General features: G+C 60.4%; 20 protein-coding genes and 5 pseudogenes. 5 read left to right on the top strand and 20 right to left on the bottom strand.

The genetic code is table 11. From position 1 onward, the window contains the following. The 12 genes and pseudogenes from ABIB28_RS13235 to ABIB28_RS13185 all read right to left on the bottom strand — a co-directional run bounded on the left by ABIB28_RS13235 (position 1) and on the right by ABIB28_RS13185 (position 9371). Positions 1-678, bottom strand: coding sequence for a VirB8 family type IV secretion system protein (locus ABIB28_RS13235; protein ID WP_354288565.1), 678 nt, complete (start codon positions 676-678; stop codon positions 1-3). A 495-nt stretch (positions 679-1173) separates the two neighbouring features. Continuing rightward, the gene (locus ABIB28_RS13230; RefSeq protein ID WP_354288564.1) at positions 1174-2226 is read right to left on the bottom strand and encodes a type IV secretion system protein; all 1053 of its coding nucleotides are present in this window, start codon (positions 2224-2226) and stop codon (positions 1174-1176) included. A gap of 45 nt (positions 2227-2271) precedes the next feature. Further along, positions 2272-2544 (bottom strand): hypothetical protein, encoded by a 273-nt coding sequence (locus ABIB28_RS13225; protein WP_354288562.1) that lies wholly within the window; start codon positions 2542-2544, stop codon positions 2272-2274. A gap of 2 nt (positions 2545-2546) precedes the next feature. Beyond that, positions 2547-3269, bottom strand: coding sequence for a TrbJ/VirB5 family protein (locus ABIB28_RS13220; RefSeq protein ID WP_354288561.1), 723 nt, complete (start codon positions 3267-3269; stop codon positions 2547-2549). 1 nt (position 3270) lies between these two features. Beyond that, positions 3271-5637, bottom strand: coding sequence for a VirB4 family type IV secretion/conjugal transfer ATPase (locus ABIB28_RS13215; protein WP_354288560.1), 2367 nt, complete (start codon positions 5635-5637; stop codon positions 3271-3273). Then, a complete protein-coding gene (locus tag ABIB28_RS13210; RefSeq protein ID WP_354288559.1) occupies positions 5630-5965 on the bottom strand; it encodes a VirB3 family type IV secretion system protein in 336 nt (111 codons plus the stop codon). Before ABIB28_RS13210 ends, ABIB28_RS13215 begins: the two co-directional genes overlap by 8 nt. 1 nt (position 5966) lies before the next feature. After that, entirely contained in the window at positions 5967-6296 is a 330-nt protein-coding gene (locus tag ABIB28_RS13205; RefSeq protein ID WP_354288558.1) for a TrbC/VirB2 family protein, read from the bottom strand. Between the two features lie 21 nt (positions 6297-6317). After that, a complete protein-coding gene (locus ABIB28_RS13200) occupies positions 6318-7628 on the bottom strand; it encodes an LPD7 domain-containing protein (protein WP_354288556.1) in 1311 nt (436 codons plus the stop codon). Continuing rightward, positions 7625-8152 (bottom strand): lytic transglycosylase domain-containing protein, encoded by a 528-nt coding sequence (locus ABIB28_RS13195; protein ID WP_502958243.1) that lies wholly within the window; start codon positions 8150-8152, stop codon positions 7625-7627. The genes ABIB28_RS13200 and ABIB28_RS13195 overlap by 4 nt, the downstream gene beginning before the upstream one ends. Continuing rightward, positions 8130-8183 (bottom strand): annotated as a pseudogene (locus ABIB28_RS18515) (hypothetical protein); the annotation flags it as partial. The gene ABIB28_RS13195 and the pseudogene ABIB28_RS18515, both read right to left, overlap by 23 nt. Positions 8184-8220: 37 nt before the next feature. Next, complete coding sequence (locus ABIB28_RS13190) at positions 8221-8574, bottom strand: hypothetical protein (protein ID WP_354288554.1); 354 nt, start codon at positions 8572-8574, stop codon at positions 8221-8223. Further along, positions 8571-9371, bottom strand: coding sequence for a lysozyme family protein (locus ABIB28_RS13185; RefSeq protein ID WP_354288553.1), 801 nt, complete (start codon positions 9369-9371; stop codon positions 8571-8573). Before ABIB28_RS13185 ends, ABIB28_RS13190 begins: the two co-directional genes overlap by 4 nt. Positions 9372-9612: 241 nt before the next feature. Here ABIB28_RS13185 and ABIB28_RS13180 point away from each other — a divergent pair, with 241 nt between their 5' ends. Beyond that, positions 9613-10254, top strand: a complete 642-nt coding sequence (locus ABIB28_RS13180) for a helix-turn-helix domain-containing protein (protein WP_354288552.1) — start codon at positions 9613-9615, stop codon at positions 10252-10254. Here ABIB28_RS13180 and ABIB28_RS13175 read toward each other — a convergent pair. Together ABIB28_RS13175 and ABIB28_RS13170 are read right to left on the bottom strand one after the other, a co-directional pair. Continuing rightward, positions 10246-10449, bottom strand: a pseudogene (locus ABIB28_RS13175) (hypothetical protein); the annotation flags it as partial. The gene ABIB28_RS13180 and the pseudogene ABIB28_RS13175 sit on opposite strands and share 9 nt — an antisense overlap. Further along, on the bottom strand, positions 10446-11576 hold the full coding sequence (locus tag ABIB28_RS13170; protein ID WP_354288551.1) for a GNAT family N-acetyltransferase: 1131 nt from the start codon (positions 11574-11576) through the stop codon (positions 10446-10448). The pseudogene ABIB28_RS13175 and the gene ABIB28_RS13170, both read right to left, overlap by 4 nt. Here ABIB28_RS13170 and ABIB28_RS13165 point away from each other — a divergent pair. Further along, positions 11550-12761, top strand: a complete 1212-nt coding sequence (locus ABIB28_RS13165; RefSeq protein WP_354288782.1) for a LysR family transcriptional regulator — start codon at positions 11550-11552, stop codon at positions 12759-12761. The two genes, ABIB28_RS13170 and ABIB28_RS13165, sit on opposite strands and share 27 nt — an antisense overlap. Positions 12762-12820: 59 nt before the next feature. On the opposite strand, the pseudogene ABIB28_RS13160 reads toward ABIB28_RS13165, so the two are convergent. Continuing rightward, positions 12821-13132 (bottom strand): annotated as a pseudogene (locus ABIB28_RS13160) (integrase core domain-containing protein); the annotation flags it as partial. 154 nt (positions 13133-13286) lie between these two features. Between ABIB28_RS13160 and ABIB28_RS13155 the strand changes: the two are divergent. Beyond that, a pseudogene (locus ABIB28_RS13155) lies at positions 13287-14547 on the top strand (IS110 family RNA-guided transposase). 246 nt (positions 14548-14793) lie between these two features. On the opposite strand, the pseudogene ABIB28_RS13150 reads toward ABIB28_RS13155, so the two are convergent. From ABIB28_RS13150 to ABIB28_RS13135, 4 genes and pseudogenes are all read right to left on the bottom strand, one after another. Beyond that, positions 14794-15602 (bottom strand): annotated as a pseudogene (locus ABIB28_RS13150) (IS3 family transposase); the annotation flags it as partial. A gap of 187 nt (positions 15603-15789) precedes the next feature. Continuing rightward, positions 15790-16752: a tyrosine-type recombinase/integrase gene (locus ABIB28_RS13145; RefSeq protein ID WP_354288780.1), complete on the bottom strand. Its 963-nt coding sequence runs from the start codon at positions 16750-16752 to the stop codon at positions 15790-15792. Further along, positions 16749-17168: a GNAT family N-acetyltransferase gene (locus ABIB28_RS13140; RefSeq protein WP_354288550.1), complete on the bottom strand. Its 420-nt coding sequence runs from the start codon at positions 17166-17168 to the stop codon at positions 16749-16751. Before ABIB28_RS13140 ends, ABIB28_RS13145 begins: the two co-directional genes overlap by 4 nt. After that, on the bottom strand, positions 17162-17374 hold the full coding sequence (locus ABIB28_RS13135) for a hypothetical protein (RefSeq protein ID WP_354288549.1): 213 nt from the start codon (positions 17372-17374) through the stop codon (positions 17162-17164). Before ABIB28_RS13135 ends, ABIB28_RS13140 begins: the two co-directional genes overlap by 7 nt. Positions 17375-17748: 374 nt before the next feature. On the opposite strand from ABIB28_RS13135, the gene ABIB28_RS13130 reads away from it, so the two are divergent. Continuing rightward, positions 17749-17931, top strand: a complete 183-nt coding sequence (locus ABIB28_RS13130) for a hypothetical protein (protein ID WP_354288548.1) — start codon at positions 17749-17751, stop codon at positions 17929-17931. A gap of 131 nt (positions 17932-18062) precedes the next feature. Further along, entirely contained in the window at positions 18063-18254 is a 192-nt protein-coding gene (locus tag ABIB28_RS13125) for a hypothetical protein (RefSeq protein WP_354288547.1), read from the top strand. A 116-nt stretch (positions 18255-18370) separates the two neighbouring features. On the opposite strand, the gene ABIB28_RS13120 is transcribed toward ABIB28_RS13125, so the two are convergent. Then, entirely contained in the window at positions 18371-18610 is a 240-nt protein-coding gene (locus ABIB28_RS13120) for a globin domain-containing protein (protein ID WP_354288779.1), read from the bottom strand. Positions 18611-18697 lie beyond the last annotated feature (87 nt).

The following is an 18697-nucleotide window of genomic DNA, read 5'->3' as shown; positions in this document are numbered from 1 at the left end:
TCACGCCTCCGGGTCGGAACGATAATTGACGACCTGGAAGCCGAGCGGATCGATGTTGCGATCCTTCTCATGCTCCGGCGCCGTGGTGTATCGGAAGGTCAGGATCGCATTCCAATTTTGTGCGACCGGTGTGTTCTGACCCACTGTGATGATCTTGGTAAAGCGGACCTGCGCGACCGTCGGACTGAGAAAGCTGATCGTCCGGATCGAAATCGAGACATGGCCTTTGTCGCCGTAGATATTCGACGGCGCGTTCTTATTGTTGGCCTGAACGCCGCCCAGGTAACGAGGGCCTTCGAGCTGGTCGCTCATCAGCATCACGGTATAGGCGTTTTCGCGGGCGGCATCGTTCAGCCACCCCTCGCGCAACCGCACATATTGCGAGATGAAGTAGCGATTGACCGCATCATCATAGGTGCGCGGTTGCGGCCCCTTCAGGGCCGTGATGACCTGCGTCTCGCCGGACGACTTATCGACGCGGATGACATAGGGCTCAACCGTCTTCAGCGGAGCCAGCATGGCTACGGCCGTAACCGAAGCCACAGAAAGCGCGCAGGCTCCCGCGGCTACGCCCCAGGCGAGCTTCTTGGACTGGATCGCCGCACGCATACGGTCGTATTCCCAGGTCCTCGATGTCTCGAAGTATTTCTCTTTATGTTCGGACTTCACCACGCCCATGGCACCGGTCCTTTCAGCAGGAGGAGTAGGACAGCGCTACGTCCCGCTGGGACGTCCGAGGCGCTGATCGCAGAACATTTATCGCCCCAGGCCCCATTGGCGCAGCAGGCGCTGTGCCAAGCGTCCGGGACGGGGAAGGTGTGGGGGGAGGGGTGGGCGCTTCGTCCCGCATCAGCACCGGGTCTGACGGAGCGGCAGGAGCAGGCACCGGCGACGTCGCACCGCTTGGCGGCGCGACCATGGACTGACCCACTCCTTGCTGCGATGCCGGAAGCGGCACAGGCAGGGTGGGTAGAATCGTCCCGTACAAGTTGGCCGGACGGCGGTGCTTGCCGTTGCAAACCGAGACGGGTTTGATGTGAGTCCCGGTGCAACCGCTAAGCGCAACCGCACCTAGCGCGACGATGGTCAGCCTTCTCATACGGTCTCCGTTCGTATCTTTGCCGCGCGAGCGGTGTTCGTGTTTCATGGTTCGAGATTGAGCATCCATTCGGCCTAGCTGGAGCGATTGGCCGACCCACCCGGGCCCCCTGCAGCCGGACGGTTCGCTTGCGTGGCGCGTTTGAACATGAGCCGATTGGCCAACATGTTCCCCCCAGTTTGCAGGAAGCCGTGTCCGCTAGACGACGCACCCCCTGCGATGCCGGCCGCAATGGCCGGCGACTGGAAGAAGAAGATCGTGCCGACGATGTAGATCGCGGAACAGGCGATCGTCGCCACGAGCATCACTGCGGCTTTGAGAACGATGTAGCCGTTCTGCGTCATCACGAAAGAGGAGCCGTCCTCGGGAACGGACCCCATGATCCCATCCATCGCGGCTTCCTGGAGCCCGGTGATGAACTTCGTCATGATCGCCATGACGACCATCAACAGGATAAAATTGACCGTCTGCTTCAACCAACCGTCGAACAACCAACGAGAGGAATTAAAAAGCAGGCACGCCAGCGCGAGCGGGGCCAGTGCGACGCAAATCGCGACTGACAGCTTGGCGAAGATGACAATACAGAAGCCGATGGACGCCGATAGAAATGCAAAAATGTAAAGAACAGCGATGCACAGATAGGTAATCAGCGTCGCGCTAAGCTGGATTACCGGCGTGCGGAAATCAGTGATGCCCTTCTGCTCTTGTGACTGAACCTTCAGGTTCGCATTGACCAGCTTACCCGCCAGCTTACCCGTGTCGGAAACATAGGTGTCGAAGGTGGTGCCCGGGTTCGTGACGGGTGAGCCCGATCCAGCCGCGATGATTTCGCTTGGCAAGTTGGTCACAACGTTCACCACGAACGCAGAATAACCGACGGCACTAGCAGCCGCCAACGCGAAGCCGACCTTGCCGGCCTGAAATACCAGCTCGCGTAGCGGTGCCTGTATCGCACCGCGCAACACGGCGAAGCCGAGCAGCAAAAAGTAGATAATCGCAGCCAGCGCCAACGGCGCCGCGACGAAACTTACGAGCCCCGACCCGAAGCTTGCAACCGATGTTGCTATGGCTGTCTCCACGTACCCATACATGGTCGTGAACAGCGTCATGATGTTGGGTGCGGGCATTACGTCAGATTCCGATCTTCAGCGATCAAGGCACAACGGGAACTTTCACTTTTTTCGGATCGTGTTCTGTCGGAAGAAGTCGGCCTCTTCGTTCCCGGCCTTGACTTGGGCGACCGCGATTGTGGCTTCTCCCGTGGTCGCGCACATGTTGGCCTTCTGGTCGGCAGGAAGATGGCTATACTCTCCCGTCTCACACTTCGCCCGCCACTCAGTGAGGAGTGGCGGACTTGCGATAAGTTCCTTGGCAGTTGGCCCCACGACGTTCTGTTGGCACCCACAGACAATGAGCAAAGCCGAGAGGGGGAGTATCTTGCGCATAATTACTTCCTGATCGTGTTGGCGCTGAAGAATGCCGCTTCCTCGCGACCCGCCGCTACTTGAGCCGCGCTGATTTGCATGTTCGCCTGACCAGCTTGCGACATCTGGATCGCCTGCATCTTGAGCATGTCATTCTGAAGCTGCGCCTGCTCGACACCGATACGGGCTTGCAGGTCCATCACGTCCTTGGGGTCCTTGGCAGAATCGAGCTGCGATCGGAGCTGGTCGAGACCCTGCATTCTGGTCTGAGTGATGCTGAGCGTATTTTCGCCCATAGCGGCCATTGCGGCAGATGAGCCGGTCGCGTCCTTCAACGCCTGACTATACGCGGCGTCGGCGTCGGAACCGGTCGATGGCAGCACGTAACGAGATTGGATGCTCGACGCGAGCGTGCCCAGCGAACCGATTTTCGACAGGTCGCCGCTGAGGAGCGCCGACGCATCGATTGTTGTGTTAGGCAGGATGTTGCGCACCTGCGATTGAAATAACTGCGGCGCGATGCTGTTAACGTTGGTCAGCTTCTGAAGCGAGTTAAGCTGGCTCGTAGCAGTGGAAATCTGCTGCTCGCCCTGCTGGATCATCTTCACCGTGTTCTGGACCTGGGCGAGCGCTTGCACATAGGTCGAGGTGTCGAACACAGGGATACCCTGCGCAGCGGCCGGCGACGCGAACGCAGCGAGCGCGACCGGCGCGGCTGCAAACATGATGATGTTCTTTAGCGACATGTCAGCTTCTCCTTTGATTAGCGTAGAAATGCGGCAGCCACGCCGCGGGATCGTTGCCCGCAAGGGCAATGGCCTCCTCCATGGCAACGAGGGTTTCCTCACGCCCAGAAAGCACTTTCAACTCATTCGGCATGCCGCCCAGATCGAGCTTCGCCACGATCGAGGTATGCCCTTGCTTAACCAGGAAGGTGCGGCTCTCCGGCGTCAGATCCTCACGAATCAGCCGGAACTCCGCCTCGGTCAGGCCGAGTCCGTCGCAATAATCCGATCGCTTCGCATCCGAATTGGGCAACAGGATCTTTGTTGCCGTCTGCTCGATGATCGAGTGCGCGATCGGCGAGCGCAGCGCATCGGCAGGCGACTGCGTGCCGAACACCATGAAGGCGTTGCGCTTACGGAAGGTCTTGAGGCCGTCCTGCGCGAACGCGCGGAACGCATCATCCTCCAACGCCTTCCAGAACTCGTCCACGTCGACCACGACCCGCTGCCCGTTCAGCAGCTCGTCGACGCGGTGGAAGAGGTACAGCATCGTCGGAGTGCGGATCTCCGGGTTCTCGAGGAAATCCGTCATGTCGAAGCCGACGAACTGCGCCGCCATCGACACCTCGTCCTGCGGACCGTCAAAGGCCCACCCAAGCGGTCCGCCTAGGCACCATCGTTCAAGCCGGGCGCCGATGCCTTCCGCATCGGCATAACCGAGCATCTCGCGCAGGGCGCTGAACGAGCGCGACGGCGCCGGCAGCCGCATCACAGCGTCGATACCCTCGTCGATCAGGCGCTCTTCCGCCACACTCAGCGGGCGATTCTCGCGCCGCACAAGGACGCGTATGAATTGCCGTAGGAAAGCGATGTTGTGCGGGCTCGCGGTCAGCCCTTTCAAAGGCGCGAAGCCGGTCGGCTCACCATTCCGCAGCGCCAGATAGGTGCCGCCACAGGCGCGCACGAAAATCTCCGCACCGCGATCCTTGTCGAAGAAGACCTGCTTTGCGCCGGTCTTCTCAAGCTGCGCTTGCAGGAAGTTCTGCAGCACCGTCTTTCCACCGCCCGTCGGGCCGATGATGAGGGTGTGGCCGATGTCAGCCCGATGGAAATTGAACCAGAACGAGGAGCCGGCGCGTGTCTTGAGCAGCGTCACCGCATCGCCCCAGTGGTTCCCCGACTTCCGACCGGCCGGGAAGGTGTAGAACGGGCTGAGCGCCGCAAAATTTCGCGTGTTGATAACCGCGGGGCGTGCCCGCATCTTGAAGTTACCGGGAAGCTGCGCCCAGAATGCGGCTTCAAGCGCAACGTCTTCGCGCGCCATCACCATGCCCGTATCGGCCGCGGCCGATCGGGCGATCGATAGCCGCTCAAGCAAACGCTTCGGATCGTCGTCGATCACCGAGATCGACAAGTGATGCTCGCCCATGGCGAACCGGTTCGCCATGAGATCGTCAACGCCGTCGAGCAGCTCTTCCGCCTGGCTGACGCCGGCGTCGTCCGACGACACCATCTGCTTATACTTTTTCGTGAACCGATCACTCGCCACCGACTTCACCAGCGGCGCGAAGCTCTGCGTCAACACGAAGGGGAAATCGAGCGTCAGCAGGCTGTTGAACTGCCCGCTCCGCGTGCTGGCGACATACTCGCGCACCCCGAACATGCCGAGGTAATGCGACTTGTGCGGCAAGCGGATCTCGGCCGCTTCGCGCCCGAACACTACCCGGGAGGAATAGAGTGCCTGACCGAGCCTGCCGTTGAGCAGGGGAATGCGAATGCGATCGCCGGTCAGGATGAAGTGCAGCACTTCCATCGGTTGCGAAAACATGACGCCGTTATGCTCGTAGAGCGACAGCGCCTCCGGCGCGACGTCGGCGAGCAGCGATTCAAAATCGCGGCACTTATCTGCCATGAGCACCATCGCGCGATCGTCGATCTCGGTGTTGGCCTGCTTTTTCGAAAAGAAGCGCCCGACCTGATCGCCGGCCATGCTCGATGGCCGCACGAGGATCGTGACGTAAAACTCGTTGTGATAGAGAACCTTCTCGCGCAGCGTCTCGGCGTATTTTTCCTGCAATTGCCGAGCAAAAGCAGAGTGAAAATCGCCTCCGAGAACAGGGTCAGTCGCCGTCCGCACAAGATGCGTCCACATCGCCACGCGATCGTCACCGATCGAGCGCCACGCGATGTTGAGCTTGCTATGCCATGTGTTGAGGTCAGAGATATCGCTGGTCTCAAACGGCCGCCCATCGACGCGGTACATGCGCATGAGCGAGCCGTCTTGAAGAGCCACCAAGGTATCGTCGACGTGCCGGGTGTAGGGGATGAACTTGATATCATCCGCTTCGCGAAGCGCGACTTTCTTATGCTTCAGCTTGGAATCAGTCATTGCCGAAATGCTTCCGCTTCACGCCTTTGGCGAGGCGGACAGGAGAGTAGCTCCCGCCCCCCCAGAACTTGCGATTCCTGGATAGAAAGCCCGTCTGGAACCACAGGCCCCAAAGCCGGAACGCGTTGAAGTCGTAGTGACAGATCATGCGCGCCGGCAGGTAAAGCGCCCCGAACAAGGCCAGGGGGTAGAAGGGATTATGAAAAATCCCCCAGAACACCATGCAGACCATGATGATCGGCAAGATCGCCTCGAGCGGCAATCCCATGAACACCGATGGCCTGGTCAGGGCGAGGAACACCTTATCCTCGACGAGCTTGTCTTCCATGTTATGCAGATCCACCCATCCAGCCGACGATCGTCGCTGCCGAGAAAATGATGCCGATGCCGATCAGCACCGTTACCGCTTTCCCCCAATCCATCCGACCGGTCAGCTTGGCATAGCCAACCGCCATTACGGCGATTACGCCGACGACGGAGGCGACCGTGGTCATCCATTGCTTGATCGTCGAAAGACCGGTCTCGATCGACGTCCCGCCGCTGCTCTGTGCAAGAACGGGTTGTGCGATTGAGATCAGGGCAACCGCACCGGCGATGCCTATGATTTGCCGGGCGCGGCGATCGGACATCATCCAGCCCATCTGCTGTGTGAACTTCATACGGGTCTCCATGGCTTGAGTTTACCTCTCGAAATCGGGGGTGGGGTGGATCGGTTCGATTTGCCGAACTGGCGTCGGCTCACGGACCGAAACATCTAGGCCGCGCATCAGCGCGCTCGAGATCAATTCGCGGCTCTCCAGGCTCGCGGACATCATACGATCCGCATTACCTTCAAAAGCCACGCCAATATGCTGCTCCATTGCCGCCTGCGCTTCGATCGCATTGGCGAGGCGTGGATCAGCCGCGATCCGCTCGGCGTTGCCGCGTAGGAACAGCTCCGCCAATTGTTCATTCTCGTCCCGCGCGGAAGAAGCGCGGTGCTCCCGCTCATCGCGAACGATTTGCGGTTCCTGCCCAGATCGCGGATACGGTAATAACTCTCCGGACCGTTCGTCTTCGCGCTCCGATTTCATGAACGAGGCGACCAACTCTTTCGCGACCTCGTCGCGGTTAAGCCCGGAGCGAACCATGTAGATCGCGTCCGCGACCTCACCGTCCCATTCACCCTGGCGCGCCATCCGCCGCAAATCGTCGGGCTCGTAGCCCGACTTCGCGAAAGAGCTTACCAGAGATGGACTTTCGAGCGCCCGCTCCAGCGCGCCGTCGAGCGCCTCCTTGTTCGCCTTAAGACGCTCGTATTGGAACTCTCGCTCAATCAGCTGCAGGGTCGGCGTAACGCGCTCGGAGAGCGCCTTGCGGTCCTGGGTATAGACGCTCAGCGTGAGCAGCAGACGCTTGTCGGCATCCGACAATTCCGTACTGCTTTGCGCGGGCGTCACCTCGGCAGCGGCCTCCTGGCCAACATCGGCCGGCCGAGCTAGAACTGTCGGCTCGATCGCGGCGACTGCTGCGATCGGTGCGACCTGCTCGACAACAGGGGCAGGCTTGGCAGCCGCCTCGCGCTCGCGCCGTTTTTCGTCCGCACGCCGCAAATCCGCTATCCGCTCATGTCCCTCGAACTTGGGCTCATAGCCACGTACCGTAAGCCCTTCGCGCGATCCGGCTTCCCAAACAGCCTTGCGAAACTCAGGCGAGCCATCGACGTCGATCCCCTCCCACCCATTGTGCTTGGCGATTTTGACGAGCGCCGCGACGGTTTCCGGATCCTCGTTCCGCGCAACGATCCGATCTCCGTTGCCCAAGACTTCGATCGAAGGATCACCTCGATCACCAGGCCGAAACATGCCCATACGAAGCTCGCTGGGGTCTTTTGCCGTGATGACGCGAACTTCGTACCGCTCCGCTAAATCGGGCGGCAGCTTGAAGCCAGCCTCTCCGGCTTCCTGCTCCACGTCCCGCCCGGGGCGTGCAACGGTATTGCCCACGCTCATTTGAAGACCTCGACTGAGTTGGAAGCGATCTGCCCGACCACCCAGCTATCGCCGCCACTGACGGGCTTGGCCGCGCTGGTGGTAGCGGACGCCACAGCCGGCGCACCTGGGATGGGCGGAGCTGCCTGTATCGTGCCCAAGTCGCTCGCAGCCGACCAGACGCGCCCGACGTAACCGTTGCGGAAGCCGCGCGTCAGCGTGCCGGTGTTGTAGAGCGAATAGGTCGCGGAGATCGAGTCGAGACCGCTGTAACGGCGGCTTGCGAGGCCATAGCCCGCTTGCAGCAGCGACGACGCAAGGCGCAGGTTCGTGCACGGATCGAACGCTTGTTCGACCGTCACGCCGAGCCGCGCGAAGTTGGCCGAGTTGATCTGGGCCAAGCCCACATCGACGGTATAACCCTGCGCCATGTAGCGCCGCACGAGCGCCGCACCTTCAGCGACAGAGCCGGCCCGCACGCGCGGGCCACGATTGACGTTGATTGAAAGATCGTCGCCGCCACTCTCCGTAACAACGAGGGGCACGACAGCCTCTGTCGCGACTTCGGACGCACATTTCTGCGCCATAACGGTGATGGCGGCGACGGCGTGGATCATTGCTGCGTCACCGTCTGGTAACGCGTATCGAGCGAATAGCGCGACGTGCTTCCATCCGCCTGGGTCACGGTCATGGTATAACCATGCTTCGCCGACTTCGTTTTGATGCCCACGCCAGTGCAGGAGGGAAACCCGCCGCCCATGGCCAACGCGTTCCACAGCTTCGTGATCGGGGGCACGCACTCTGCGTACTTCGTCGGCGAGCCAGGAGTGGCAAGGCAAAGGACGATCTGGCATCCCCAATCCGACGCAAAGGCCGGTTGGGGTGCCGCGACGGCGACCAAACCGCCCGCGCACAGCGCGACCGCACCAGTGGAGCCGCTCACCTTATTCAGAAAACGTCGGATCATGAACCACCTCCCTGAGAAGCGCGCCAAGCCGCGCTGGCAAAGACGTCCCATTGTGGCGGGGCTTTTGCTGCGGTTTGCAGGACCAAGGCAGGCGCGGTGAGCGCATCGGTCCTGACCGGAGCCGAAGCCGGCGCGTCAGCGCTGGCGATATTGACGATCCAGTCCTCATCCTCCTCGATCGGCCGTGTCCGGTCGATCACTTGGCCCGGACGCGCGAAGGCGACGTGCCAATGATTGGAGTGGCCACGATCCCCTGGTCCGAGAAGTTCGATCAAACGAACCCCGCTTTGCCCCATCAGGGCGCGAATCTGATCGCGGTTGATCGAATTGACGCCGCCGACGGGTACGAAGTCGACCGCTTGGCCGAACTTGTGCCAGCTATACCGCGCACCGTAGCTCGCGTTCATAGGCCGGATCGTGTCGGTGATACGCGCGCCAAAAGCGCGTCGAACCAAGGCAGCGACATTCGATACCGAGGGCGCAGTGCTTACCAACGTACCCTTTGTAACATCGTCGATATGCGAAAGAGCGCAGGCATCGAACACCGACGTCGGCGTGACACCGTAGGTCGCAAAATCGCGTCCGCTTATCGCGAGCGGACCCGCCTCGAAATCTGCGCCCAACGTGATGAGATCACGAACAGTCGCTTCAGCATCTGCCTCGGTGACCGGCTCGCGGCTCAGCGCCGCACCAGCATGTACCGTGACCGCATACGACGCGGGCACTGGCATCACACCGCCGCCAAGCCCTGCTGCGCAGAGCTGAATCGCCTTTGCCGTGAGACCCACTGGAAGCATTAGCGCCTTCCGTCAGCTTAGTACAAATTTGTTTCTAAGCGATAATTGACGCAACTGGCAACACGCAATTCTCTGCGGCAAACTCTTTTCTAGGGCATGAAATTGCACATTAGCTCGAGCCCATGATCTCCCCCAGTTGCCGAGCCGAGCGGCCTGACATAAAAACCTTCTCTTGGGCGCTTAGCGGGATTGCGCTCTGTCGCAGTTTCTTGGTGATGCGCGTCGCGTGAAGGGCACAAGATTGGGCAAAACCGTCGCTTTCCTCGCGCAAACCCCTGGCTCTGCCACGATTGAAGACCAACGTTCGTGCTTGAATCCTGGCGACCTCGAGATGCTTGCAGGACGTAAGACCTTTAATCAGCTCGCCGAGCTGCTCGATCGCAAAGGGATCGGTCTCGCCGCCGGCGACCGCGTCAAGGTCCATGACCTTTCCTGCCTAGCGCTCGCGACGCCGATGCTCATTCGCACCCTCACCAAGCTGCTCAGGAATGGCGTCAGCGTCGAAATCTGCACGCCGAAGATAATCATCGAGCCCTGTGCCGACGACAAACTCCACACCATGCTGGATGCCTTAGATAGCCACTACCGGCACATTCACGGCATCAAGACACACCCTGCCGAGATGTCGCCGCCAGGCCGCAAGCGCCTGTTGGCCCCTGACAAGCTCCCGGAGATTCGCGAAAAACTAAGCGCGCCCGGCGCGACCGCTACGGGCGTCGCTGGAGAACTAGGCGTCTCTCGATCCACGCTCTTTAACTATCTCGAGCGGTACGACCTCGACCGTCGTGTTGGTCGCGACAAGAAGGGAATATACCGGCGTCTCGAGAACAGCGGCGATCACGGTGATGTCGCGGAAAGTGATTCTGACGAGGCGGCCGTCTAAGATCCGATCGACGCGATCAGCGGGAAGCGCGCTGCGCTCTGCAAGCTCCTTGTTCGAAAGACCTCTGTCGCCCAGCAACACGTTAACGCGATCTGCAAAACGGGACCGCAATTCTACACCTGTCGGCACACGCACTTCCTCGGCTTCCCCTGCAGGGGCCAGTTCCGGTTGATGGCGGGATGACGCCCTAGTCATGCCTCTAGCGAGGAGCGGACGAGCGACATGTCGAGGGGGCCGGGTTCGTCCCAACTGCCCTCCGGCCTGATCGCCATCATCGGGTCTATCCCGAATCGGATTTCGAGCGGATCCGCGGTCAGTTCCGCGAAAATCTCGACATATTCGACATCGGAGAACCAGAAAGGCTGGCGTGCCGGGATGACATCGAAGCCCAGCCGTTGCCAAAATCCCACGAGATCCGCCCGTGAATGTCCGTAAATTCGGCGGAAACCCTTACGCGCGCAGTGCGCTAGCGCCACTTCGACCAACGGGCGCGAGAGGCGTCGGCTTCGATATTCGCGGCGGATGGCAAGGCGTTCGAGCTTCGCAAAATCACCGAAATAGCGGATGCGGATACACGCAGCCGGGTCATCACCGACGTAAGCCAAAAGCTGCGTCGCACAAAAATCGTTGCCGTCGAACTCCTCCTCGTAAGGGCATGCCTGTTCAGCCTGGAAAGTGGCGGAGCGGACGGAGAAGACCTTGGCCATGTCCTCGATTGAGCGGGCGACGCGGACGTGCACATGCCCCCGACGTGCTCGTTCGAGGTTCCGTGCGATGTCGATCGGTACGGCATTGTCCGGGCACGCCGCGACCAAGTGGGCGGAGGCGCCGGGGAACATTTCCTGGGCCGGACGGAAACCGACCGCACGCTGAATGCTCGCCGAGGCATCCGTCGCTCCGTAAGAGAATACAGCGCATCCTTCCGGACAAAGCTCACGGAAGAGCCGGGCAATGGGCTCGAACATACGGAGTAGCAGCCCGGGCGCGACGATCAGCCAGATAGCGATAGCCGACGGCTTTTCGCCTGCCGAGCAGATCCAGGCTGGGTCGGGCTTACTGCCATCATACCGGCCCGTCATCAGCGCCCATGCTCCGTACGCATTGAGGGGCAGGTAGGCGAAAATTCCCGCGGGCCCGCCTTGCCCGGGCACGGTTACGGATCGGATGATATCTGGGTTCTTCTCAAGCATTCGGGCGACGTGGACGCGGTCTGCCAGAGGAAGCTGCTCGCGCACGTCGTCGATGATCTTGATGGTGCTGCCGGCGGGAAGGCGCTGCAGCCGGACTTGCCGACCATGATTACGCGCAATGAGCGTATCCATGCGCTCATTGAAGCAACCGTCCCAGAAAGAGGTCGGTTGGGAGCCTATCGGATTGCCAACTTGCTGAAACATCATACCTCCCAGGGCCGTCGTGCGAACGGCGTCGTTCCGGAGGTAATATTGCGAAGACACCCAGACGGCAGGCTCACAAATGTTGAACCGCGTGTTCCAGGGGGGAACACTGACCAACGGGTCGATGGCGCGGATCTGCATTGGGACGACGTGAGGCTGTTCCGCGCCATCCAGCGCCTAGGCAGTATGCGGAAAGTCGCGGCAGATCATGGGGTTGTGGTCAACACGATCCGTCGAAGGATCGAGCGCGTCGAGACAAGGCTTGGCATGGATCTGGTACGTCGTAGCGCCAACGGAATCGTGCTCACCGAGGACGGCGAGAAGCTTCTTCGAATTGGGCAGGCGATGAGCGACGCCGCCGCGTGGGATGCCTCGGATGGCCCCAAAGACGTTCTTGTGAAGACGGGACAGATCACAATAGCCTGTACGGAGGGTATCGGAACGCTGTGGCTGACGCCGAGGATGTCGCTGCTTCAGGCGGTCCTCCCGGACATGACCATCGGTTTGGATTTCGACTACAACCTTGTTCGTGACCGAACGCATGAGGCCGACATCTGGCTGACGTACGAACAGCCAGCGGAGGCCGACCTCACCACAGCGAAGCTGGCTACCATTCATTTCGCTGTATATGCGAGCAAGAGCTACATCCAACGGTATGGCGCCCCTTCAACCGTGGACTCGCTCAAGGACCATCGGATCATTGAGCATGTCGGCCCTGGCGTGCGCTCGGAGCAACTCGACTTTCTGATCGGCACGGAACGCCCACAAGGCCTTATTGCCATGCGAACCAACTCCTCCCTATCTCAGCTGTGGTCGGTCGTGGAGGGCATCGGTATCGGTGCGCTGCCTACTTTTGTAAGCGCAATCACAAAAGCTGCGGCTCCAGTGCCACCAGACCTCAGGATACGGCGAGAACTTCGTCTCGTATATCGTTCTAAGGCAAAACCCTCTCCAGCCATCCTCGCGACAGTGCGCTGGCTTCGTGAATGTTTCGATCAATTGGTCCACCCTTGTTTCGCCGACACCTTTATCGACCCAAAAGGGTTTTCTCGAAATTCCATCGACACGAACATCGTGAACCTTTTTCGAAATACGTTCGACGAGATTAAATAACGATCACTAGCTAGCGTGCAAAATCTCCGACGCGGTTAGCAGTGACCTGCTCCCCATTTTCAGGCCGCTGATAACTTAGCTTCGTCGCTCATATGCCCCTGGCGGGGGCGGTTCGTAAACTTGGCGGGTGCCAACCCGCCAAGGCTGCTGTGCGGACGCATGGTGTTGTAGTCTGTCCGCCATGCCTCGATGATCCGTCTTGCTACAGCCAGCGATGGGAACAGGTGCTCGTTCAGGCACTCGTCGCGCAAGCGACCATTGAACGATTCCACAAAGCCGTTCTGCTGGGGCTTGCCCGGCGCGATGTAATGCCACTCGACCCCGGTGTCCTGGCACCACGCGAGAACGGCGTGACTGGTCAGTTCGGTGCCATAGCACATTGGGAAGCACTGGTTCGGGAGCCGCGACGGCCCTTATGAAGACAAGGCCGCGAAGCGGCCGCAGGCTTCATAAGGGCAAGCCATGGCCGGCCAGCGGGTGTCTAAAGTGAAGTTGTCGAGACAACACTTTGGAGGCCGACCGACCATGACCAAGCTCACCCCTACGCCTGCTGGTGCCGTGCTGGTAGCCATCGACATGTCCAAGAACCGATAGGAAGTCCTCATCGAGCGACCGGAAGGCGGTCGGCGCCGGCGGATGACCGTCATGGCGACCAAGGAGGACTATGACGGCTTTGTCGAACAGCTCGTTGCCATCGGTCGCCCCATCGTCGCCGGGTTCGAAGCGACCGGAAATTACCATCGTACGCTCGCGCACAGACTGCTGACCGCGGGGTTCGAGCTACGCCTCATCTCGTCGGTCGCGCTCGCCCGCACGCGCGAGGCACTGCACAACGGTTGGGACAAAAACGATTCCAAGGACGCCCAGGTCATCCTGCACATGCTGCGGATCGGGGCGACGCAGCGCTATGTCGATCCGCTGGCGGCCGGGATCAACGACCTGCAAAAACTGTCGAAAACCCACGAGACGATCTCCAAGGCCAAGACGCAAACCTGGCACCGAATCCTCACCCACTATTTGCCGCTCTACTTCCCCGAGATCGCCCGCTTCGCCGGCAACAGCAGTTCCGACTGGTTCTTTGCGCTCATCGAGCGGTTCCCCACTCTTGCCAGCATCACCGCGCTCGACGCTGAGGCATTCTCGGCCGCGGCCTGGCCTCTCATCGGCCGCAAGGTTTCCAAGGCCCGTCTTATCAATGACATATACGAAACGGCCTGCGCTTCCGTCGCTCTGCCGGTCCCAGAGGATTCGGCAGCAATTACCATGTTCCGCATGGTCACCGCGCAGGGACGCAGCCTCATCCAGCAGCGTGACGAGATAGAGCGGCTTGCCCATGCCAGGCTGGCTGAGCATGTCGATTACCAGCTGCTGCGCAAGATTCCTGGCATCGGCCCGATGAACGCGCTGACCATCCTGGCGGAAGCCGGCGATCTGCGCCGGTTCAATCATCTTCGCCAATTTCTGAAATTCTGCGGCCTCGATCTCGCGACGTGTCAGTCAGGCACGTTCCGTGGCCGCACAAAGCTGTCCAAGTACGGCAATGCGCGATTGCGCCGAACCTTCTGGATGGCCGCTCAGGTTGCCGCGCGTCAGCGCGACAATAGCTTCCGCGATAAGCTCGGACGATATGTAGCCGGGCACGCGGACGATGCCGACCGTCTCCGCAAGGCGATGACGGCGCTCACCGCCAAGATGGCGCGCGTGGCTCACGCCGTCATCAAGACGGGGACAGAGTACCGGCCGTTTCTCGAACGGTCGGATGCCAGGTGGAAGGACCCCTCTCTGATGTGCCGTGAGGGCGCGAGAGCGACCCTGTAGATAATGTTCGGGCCTTCCACCTGGGTGCGTATCTCGTCTTAAGGATGGTGAGGACCACGGCCGCCTCGGCGCCGCTGGATCCTGTGTTTGCTATGGCAGGGAGCGATCCCGTTGACGGTGGGAGCCATCTGGCTTAGAACGCATGCAGCGCCGATGGTTGTCGGCGCATAGATATCTGCTGGCCGAAACCCGCCGCTGCTTCCCAACATAGGACGTTGTCGCTGACCACCATGCACGGCAGCCCGCGCCGTTCGGCGATGGCGCTCAGCTCGCGGACGACGCGCCGGCCCGACAGCGAGGTATCGACGATGCAGGCCAGGCATTCCCGGCTGTAATCGTCGATGACGTTGAGCAAGCGGAACCGCCGGCCGCAGGCCAACGAGTCCGACACGAAGTCGAGCGACCAACGCTGGTTGGGCTCCTGCGGGATCGCCATCGGCGCCCGAGTCCCCAGCGTACGCTTCCGACCGCCACGCTTGCGCACCGTCAGCCGTTCCTCGCGGTACAGCCGATACACCTTCTTCAGGTTCATGCCTTTCCCCTCACGCTTGAGCAGGATCGCCAGCCGCCGGTAGCCGAACCGGCGACGCTCGTTGGCGATCTCGCGCATCCGCACGCGGACAACATCGTCCTGCCCGCGCAGCGGCTCATATTGCCATGCCGACCGATTGACCCCGATCAGCCTGCAGGCGCGACGCTCGGAGAAGCCGTGATCGGCCATCAGCTTCTCCACCGCAGCGTAGCGCTCCGCAGACCGGGTCAGCTTTTTCCCAGCAGATCCTTCAACGCCGACACGTCCAGCATCGACTCCGCCAGCAGCTTCTTCAGCCGTCGGTTCTCGTCCTCGAGCGCTCGCAACCGCGCCGCGTCGGACACCGTCAGCCCACCGTACTTCGACTTCCAGTTGTAAAAGATCGCATCGCTGATCCCGTGCTTGCGGCACAGGTCGGCCGTTTTCACGCCAGCTTCATGCTCGCGCAGCACGCCAATGATCTGATCCTCGGTAAATCGGCTTCGCCGCATCGCTCGTCTCCATCTGACGAGCTAACTTACCAATGGCATGAATTCTGGGGAGCAGGTCAAGAGGGCTGTCATGCGCAACGTGATAGCCGCTTTGCGGAACCTCAACGGGATTGGGGGAGCCGGTGTCGCAACTACTACTCTGCCAAAGCTTCAGGCGCTTTAAGGCATCCTAGCGACGAATCGGTCCTTAGATCAGCACCCGCTCTACCTCGTCCAAGGTCACGTCGTCGGGTCGGCGATCGTAGAGCTGGGTCGTGCGAGTTGAGGCATGGTTCGCCATCGTCGCGGCGCGCTCCAGCGTCCCGCCATTCTTCAGATAGGCGGTAATCCCGGTTGCGCGGAACGAGTGGTTGCCGATCGCCGTCTCGATCTCGGCCGCAACGGCACGGCGACGCACCATCTGGAACGCATTGGCTTGGGGCAGGGGGGTATCGCTCAACCGCTTGGTCCCGCGTCCGATTGTGCGAAACAGCGGTCCCTTACGATCGTCACGCAGTTCGCACCCATCAATATAGGCGGTCAGATACTCCTCAAGATTGTGGTGACACGGCATTTCGTGGCGCTTACCGCCTTTTTCGTGCAGCCGCACCCAAAGCCGCCCGTTCTGCACGAAGACGTCTTCCACTCGCATCGCCAGCGCCGCGCCAACCCGCGCGAACGAATAGACCATCAATCCGATCAGCGCCCGATCACGTAAACCTGCCGGCATCATCACGTCGATCGCGTCGAGCAACCGGCGCGCTTCGTCGGGGGCCAGCACCGGCGTCTTGCCGCGCCGGACGCTGTGTGCCGGCCCGCGCACCGACGCGGCCGGGTTCGTCGGAATGACCTGACCCGTTACCAGCCAGTCAAACAGGTGACGGACGCCGGCAAGCCGCTGCTTGACCGTCGGCGCGCTCGCCTCGCGCGCGAGCTGCTCGATCCAGGCTGCGACGTGAAGTGGCTGCACCGCCGCGATTGACGCCACGCCCCGCGCCTCGCACCAGGCTAGAAACTCGCCCGCAGCCCGCGCGTAGGCGCGTCGGGTATGCGGGTTGCGGATGGTGACGGCAAAGAACTCGACAAACCGAAGCTGCGCACGATCGTCGGCTGCAGCAACGAATGTCGGCATCGCGAAAGCAGTCGAGGGCTGGGGGACGAGCTGGTTTATGACGTCTGCTCCGGCCACAAATCCCTGTAAAAAAAAATTTCGGCCTCTCCGAGCGGAAGGAGGCCCACAATCCCACCTGCCCGCACCCAGCCCGCGCTTTCGAGCAATCGGATGGCGGAGATATTGTTGCCGGGCGCAGATATAAACACCCTGCCGACCAAAACCGTATTGAGCGCAGTGATCAGCTGCTTGGCCATACCCTTGCCCCGGCAGGCCTCGCTGACGACTAGCTTGTTGACGTAGTCCTTGCCAATGCAGCCGTTCTTTTGCCACGAGGCGTAACCCTGCGCTCGGCCGTCGATATCCAGGACGAGCATGCGGCGCTCGACGATCTCAATAATGCGATCACCCGGAAAGGCATCGAACGCTATGATCGCGGCCAAGTCGGCTGGTTCGGCCAGGCGGATTGTCAGCATAGCGGAACGCCTCGAACGGTCGCATCGCCAACGAGGATCTTGGCGACCCCCGGACCTATGATCGTGTTCACCCAGCCTTGCATTGTCTCGATCGCGTCACCGGGAAATGTGATCTCGACGACGTGCGAATTGGCAACGGGCAGGCCAGCTGTATCGATGACGATCGGACGCGGAATGAGTTGCACGCGGTAAGACGGAGCGCTCATTTTTCGGGCATTGCCGACTGAGAGGGATCGAGCGTGTCGATTGCAAATTGGAGATGGGAGGCGGCAAACGCTCTCGCTTACCTCGTCGAGCAACACGAGCGCGTTGCGCATCAATGCCAACGAGCGGACCGTTTGCAGCATTGGGAGAGGTTCGGAACCGTCAGGAATTATGTCGCTCATCCCTCGATCATAGCTGATTTCTACATATGATAAAGGACATTATCATATGTAGGGCCGGGCTGGAAGCGGCTAGTTGATCCCTGTCAAAGCGATCGACTCGCCTACGCAACAATCATGTCGTACTCAACCGGCGGAAGCTGGGGAGAATGCCCGAGGCATGGCATCTCGGATGCCGCTTCAAAGGGGGGACTGCAATGCCTGACGAGAACACGGTCGAATATTATGCCAAACGAGAAGCCCAAGAACGCGAGCTAGCGGAAGCCGCGACCGATCCAGCAATTCAGGCCATCCACCTCGATCTGGCGAAGCGTTACGCGAACCTTCAAGACGAAGCGGCGCAAGGCCGGTCGCGCCTGTCGCTTTTCAAAGAGGCGTAGCGCCGAACGCCGCGCACGGCTCCAGGCTCGATGGGAGGAATATGGCGTCAGATTGCACCAGCACGGACACAGGCCCTAGTACTGATCCGACCAGTGTGTGTCATCTGGTTGGCGACGCCGGCGGTGCAGCGATGTGGTTTATTGCCAGCATGAGAGCTTTCCTAAAAGCGAAGGGAGTAGAAAATCAGGATGAGCTTGCCGCGGTCGCTGATCGGCTTGAACGCTATGCCGAAACGCTACCCGAACGGGATCGGGAGAATGCGAAGCGCGCCGCGCGCTGGACGCGGCACCTTCTCGCTGACGACCCTTTTGTGAAGGATTGAATTGGAAGGACGCATTCAGCGTTGGGCTCGCACGCGTACCGCGACGTGATCGCGTATCGAGCAATTTAATCTGCTACAAACCACCATTTGCAAGAGAAAGAGAGGCAGTGTCAGTATCATTTAGGTTCGATACCGTAGTCGCCATAAGCCTCGCGGATCATCGTACTGGCAATTTTTGCGTAAAGCGCTTCCCACGCCTCTCGTGTAGCGGGTGTAAAGCGATCGCCGAGAATATGCTTGAATGTATCTAGCAGCACGTCGCCAACAAAGGCATATTGCTCTATTTTAACGCCATATCTCACATGTCTTATCGCGAGATCGACAATACTCTGCCAAACATGGCCTAAATCGCCGATTTCTGAATAAGGGAGTCAATAGTATTCTTGAATATAGATATCTGATTTGTCATATCATCTGGAAATAACGATCTTGTGAAAGGATGC

It is taken from the genome of Sphingomonas sp. UYEF23 (assembly GCF_040546165.1).
In the GTDB taxonomy this organism is placed as follows: Bacteria; Pseudomonadota; Alphaproteobacteria; order Sphingomonadales; family Sphingomonadaceae; genus Sphingomonas; species Sphingomonas glacialis.
This window is presented reverse-complemented; position numbering and strand designations above follow the sequence as displayed.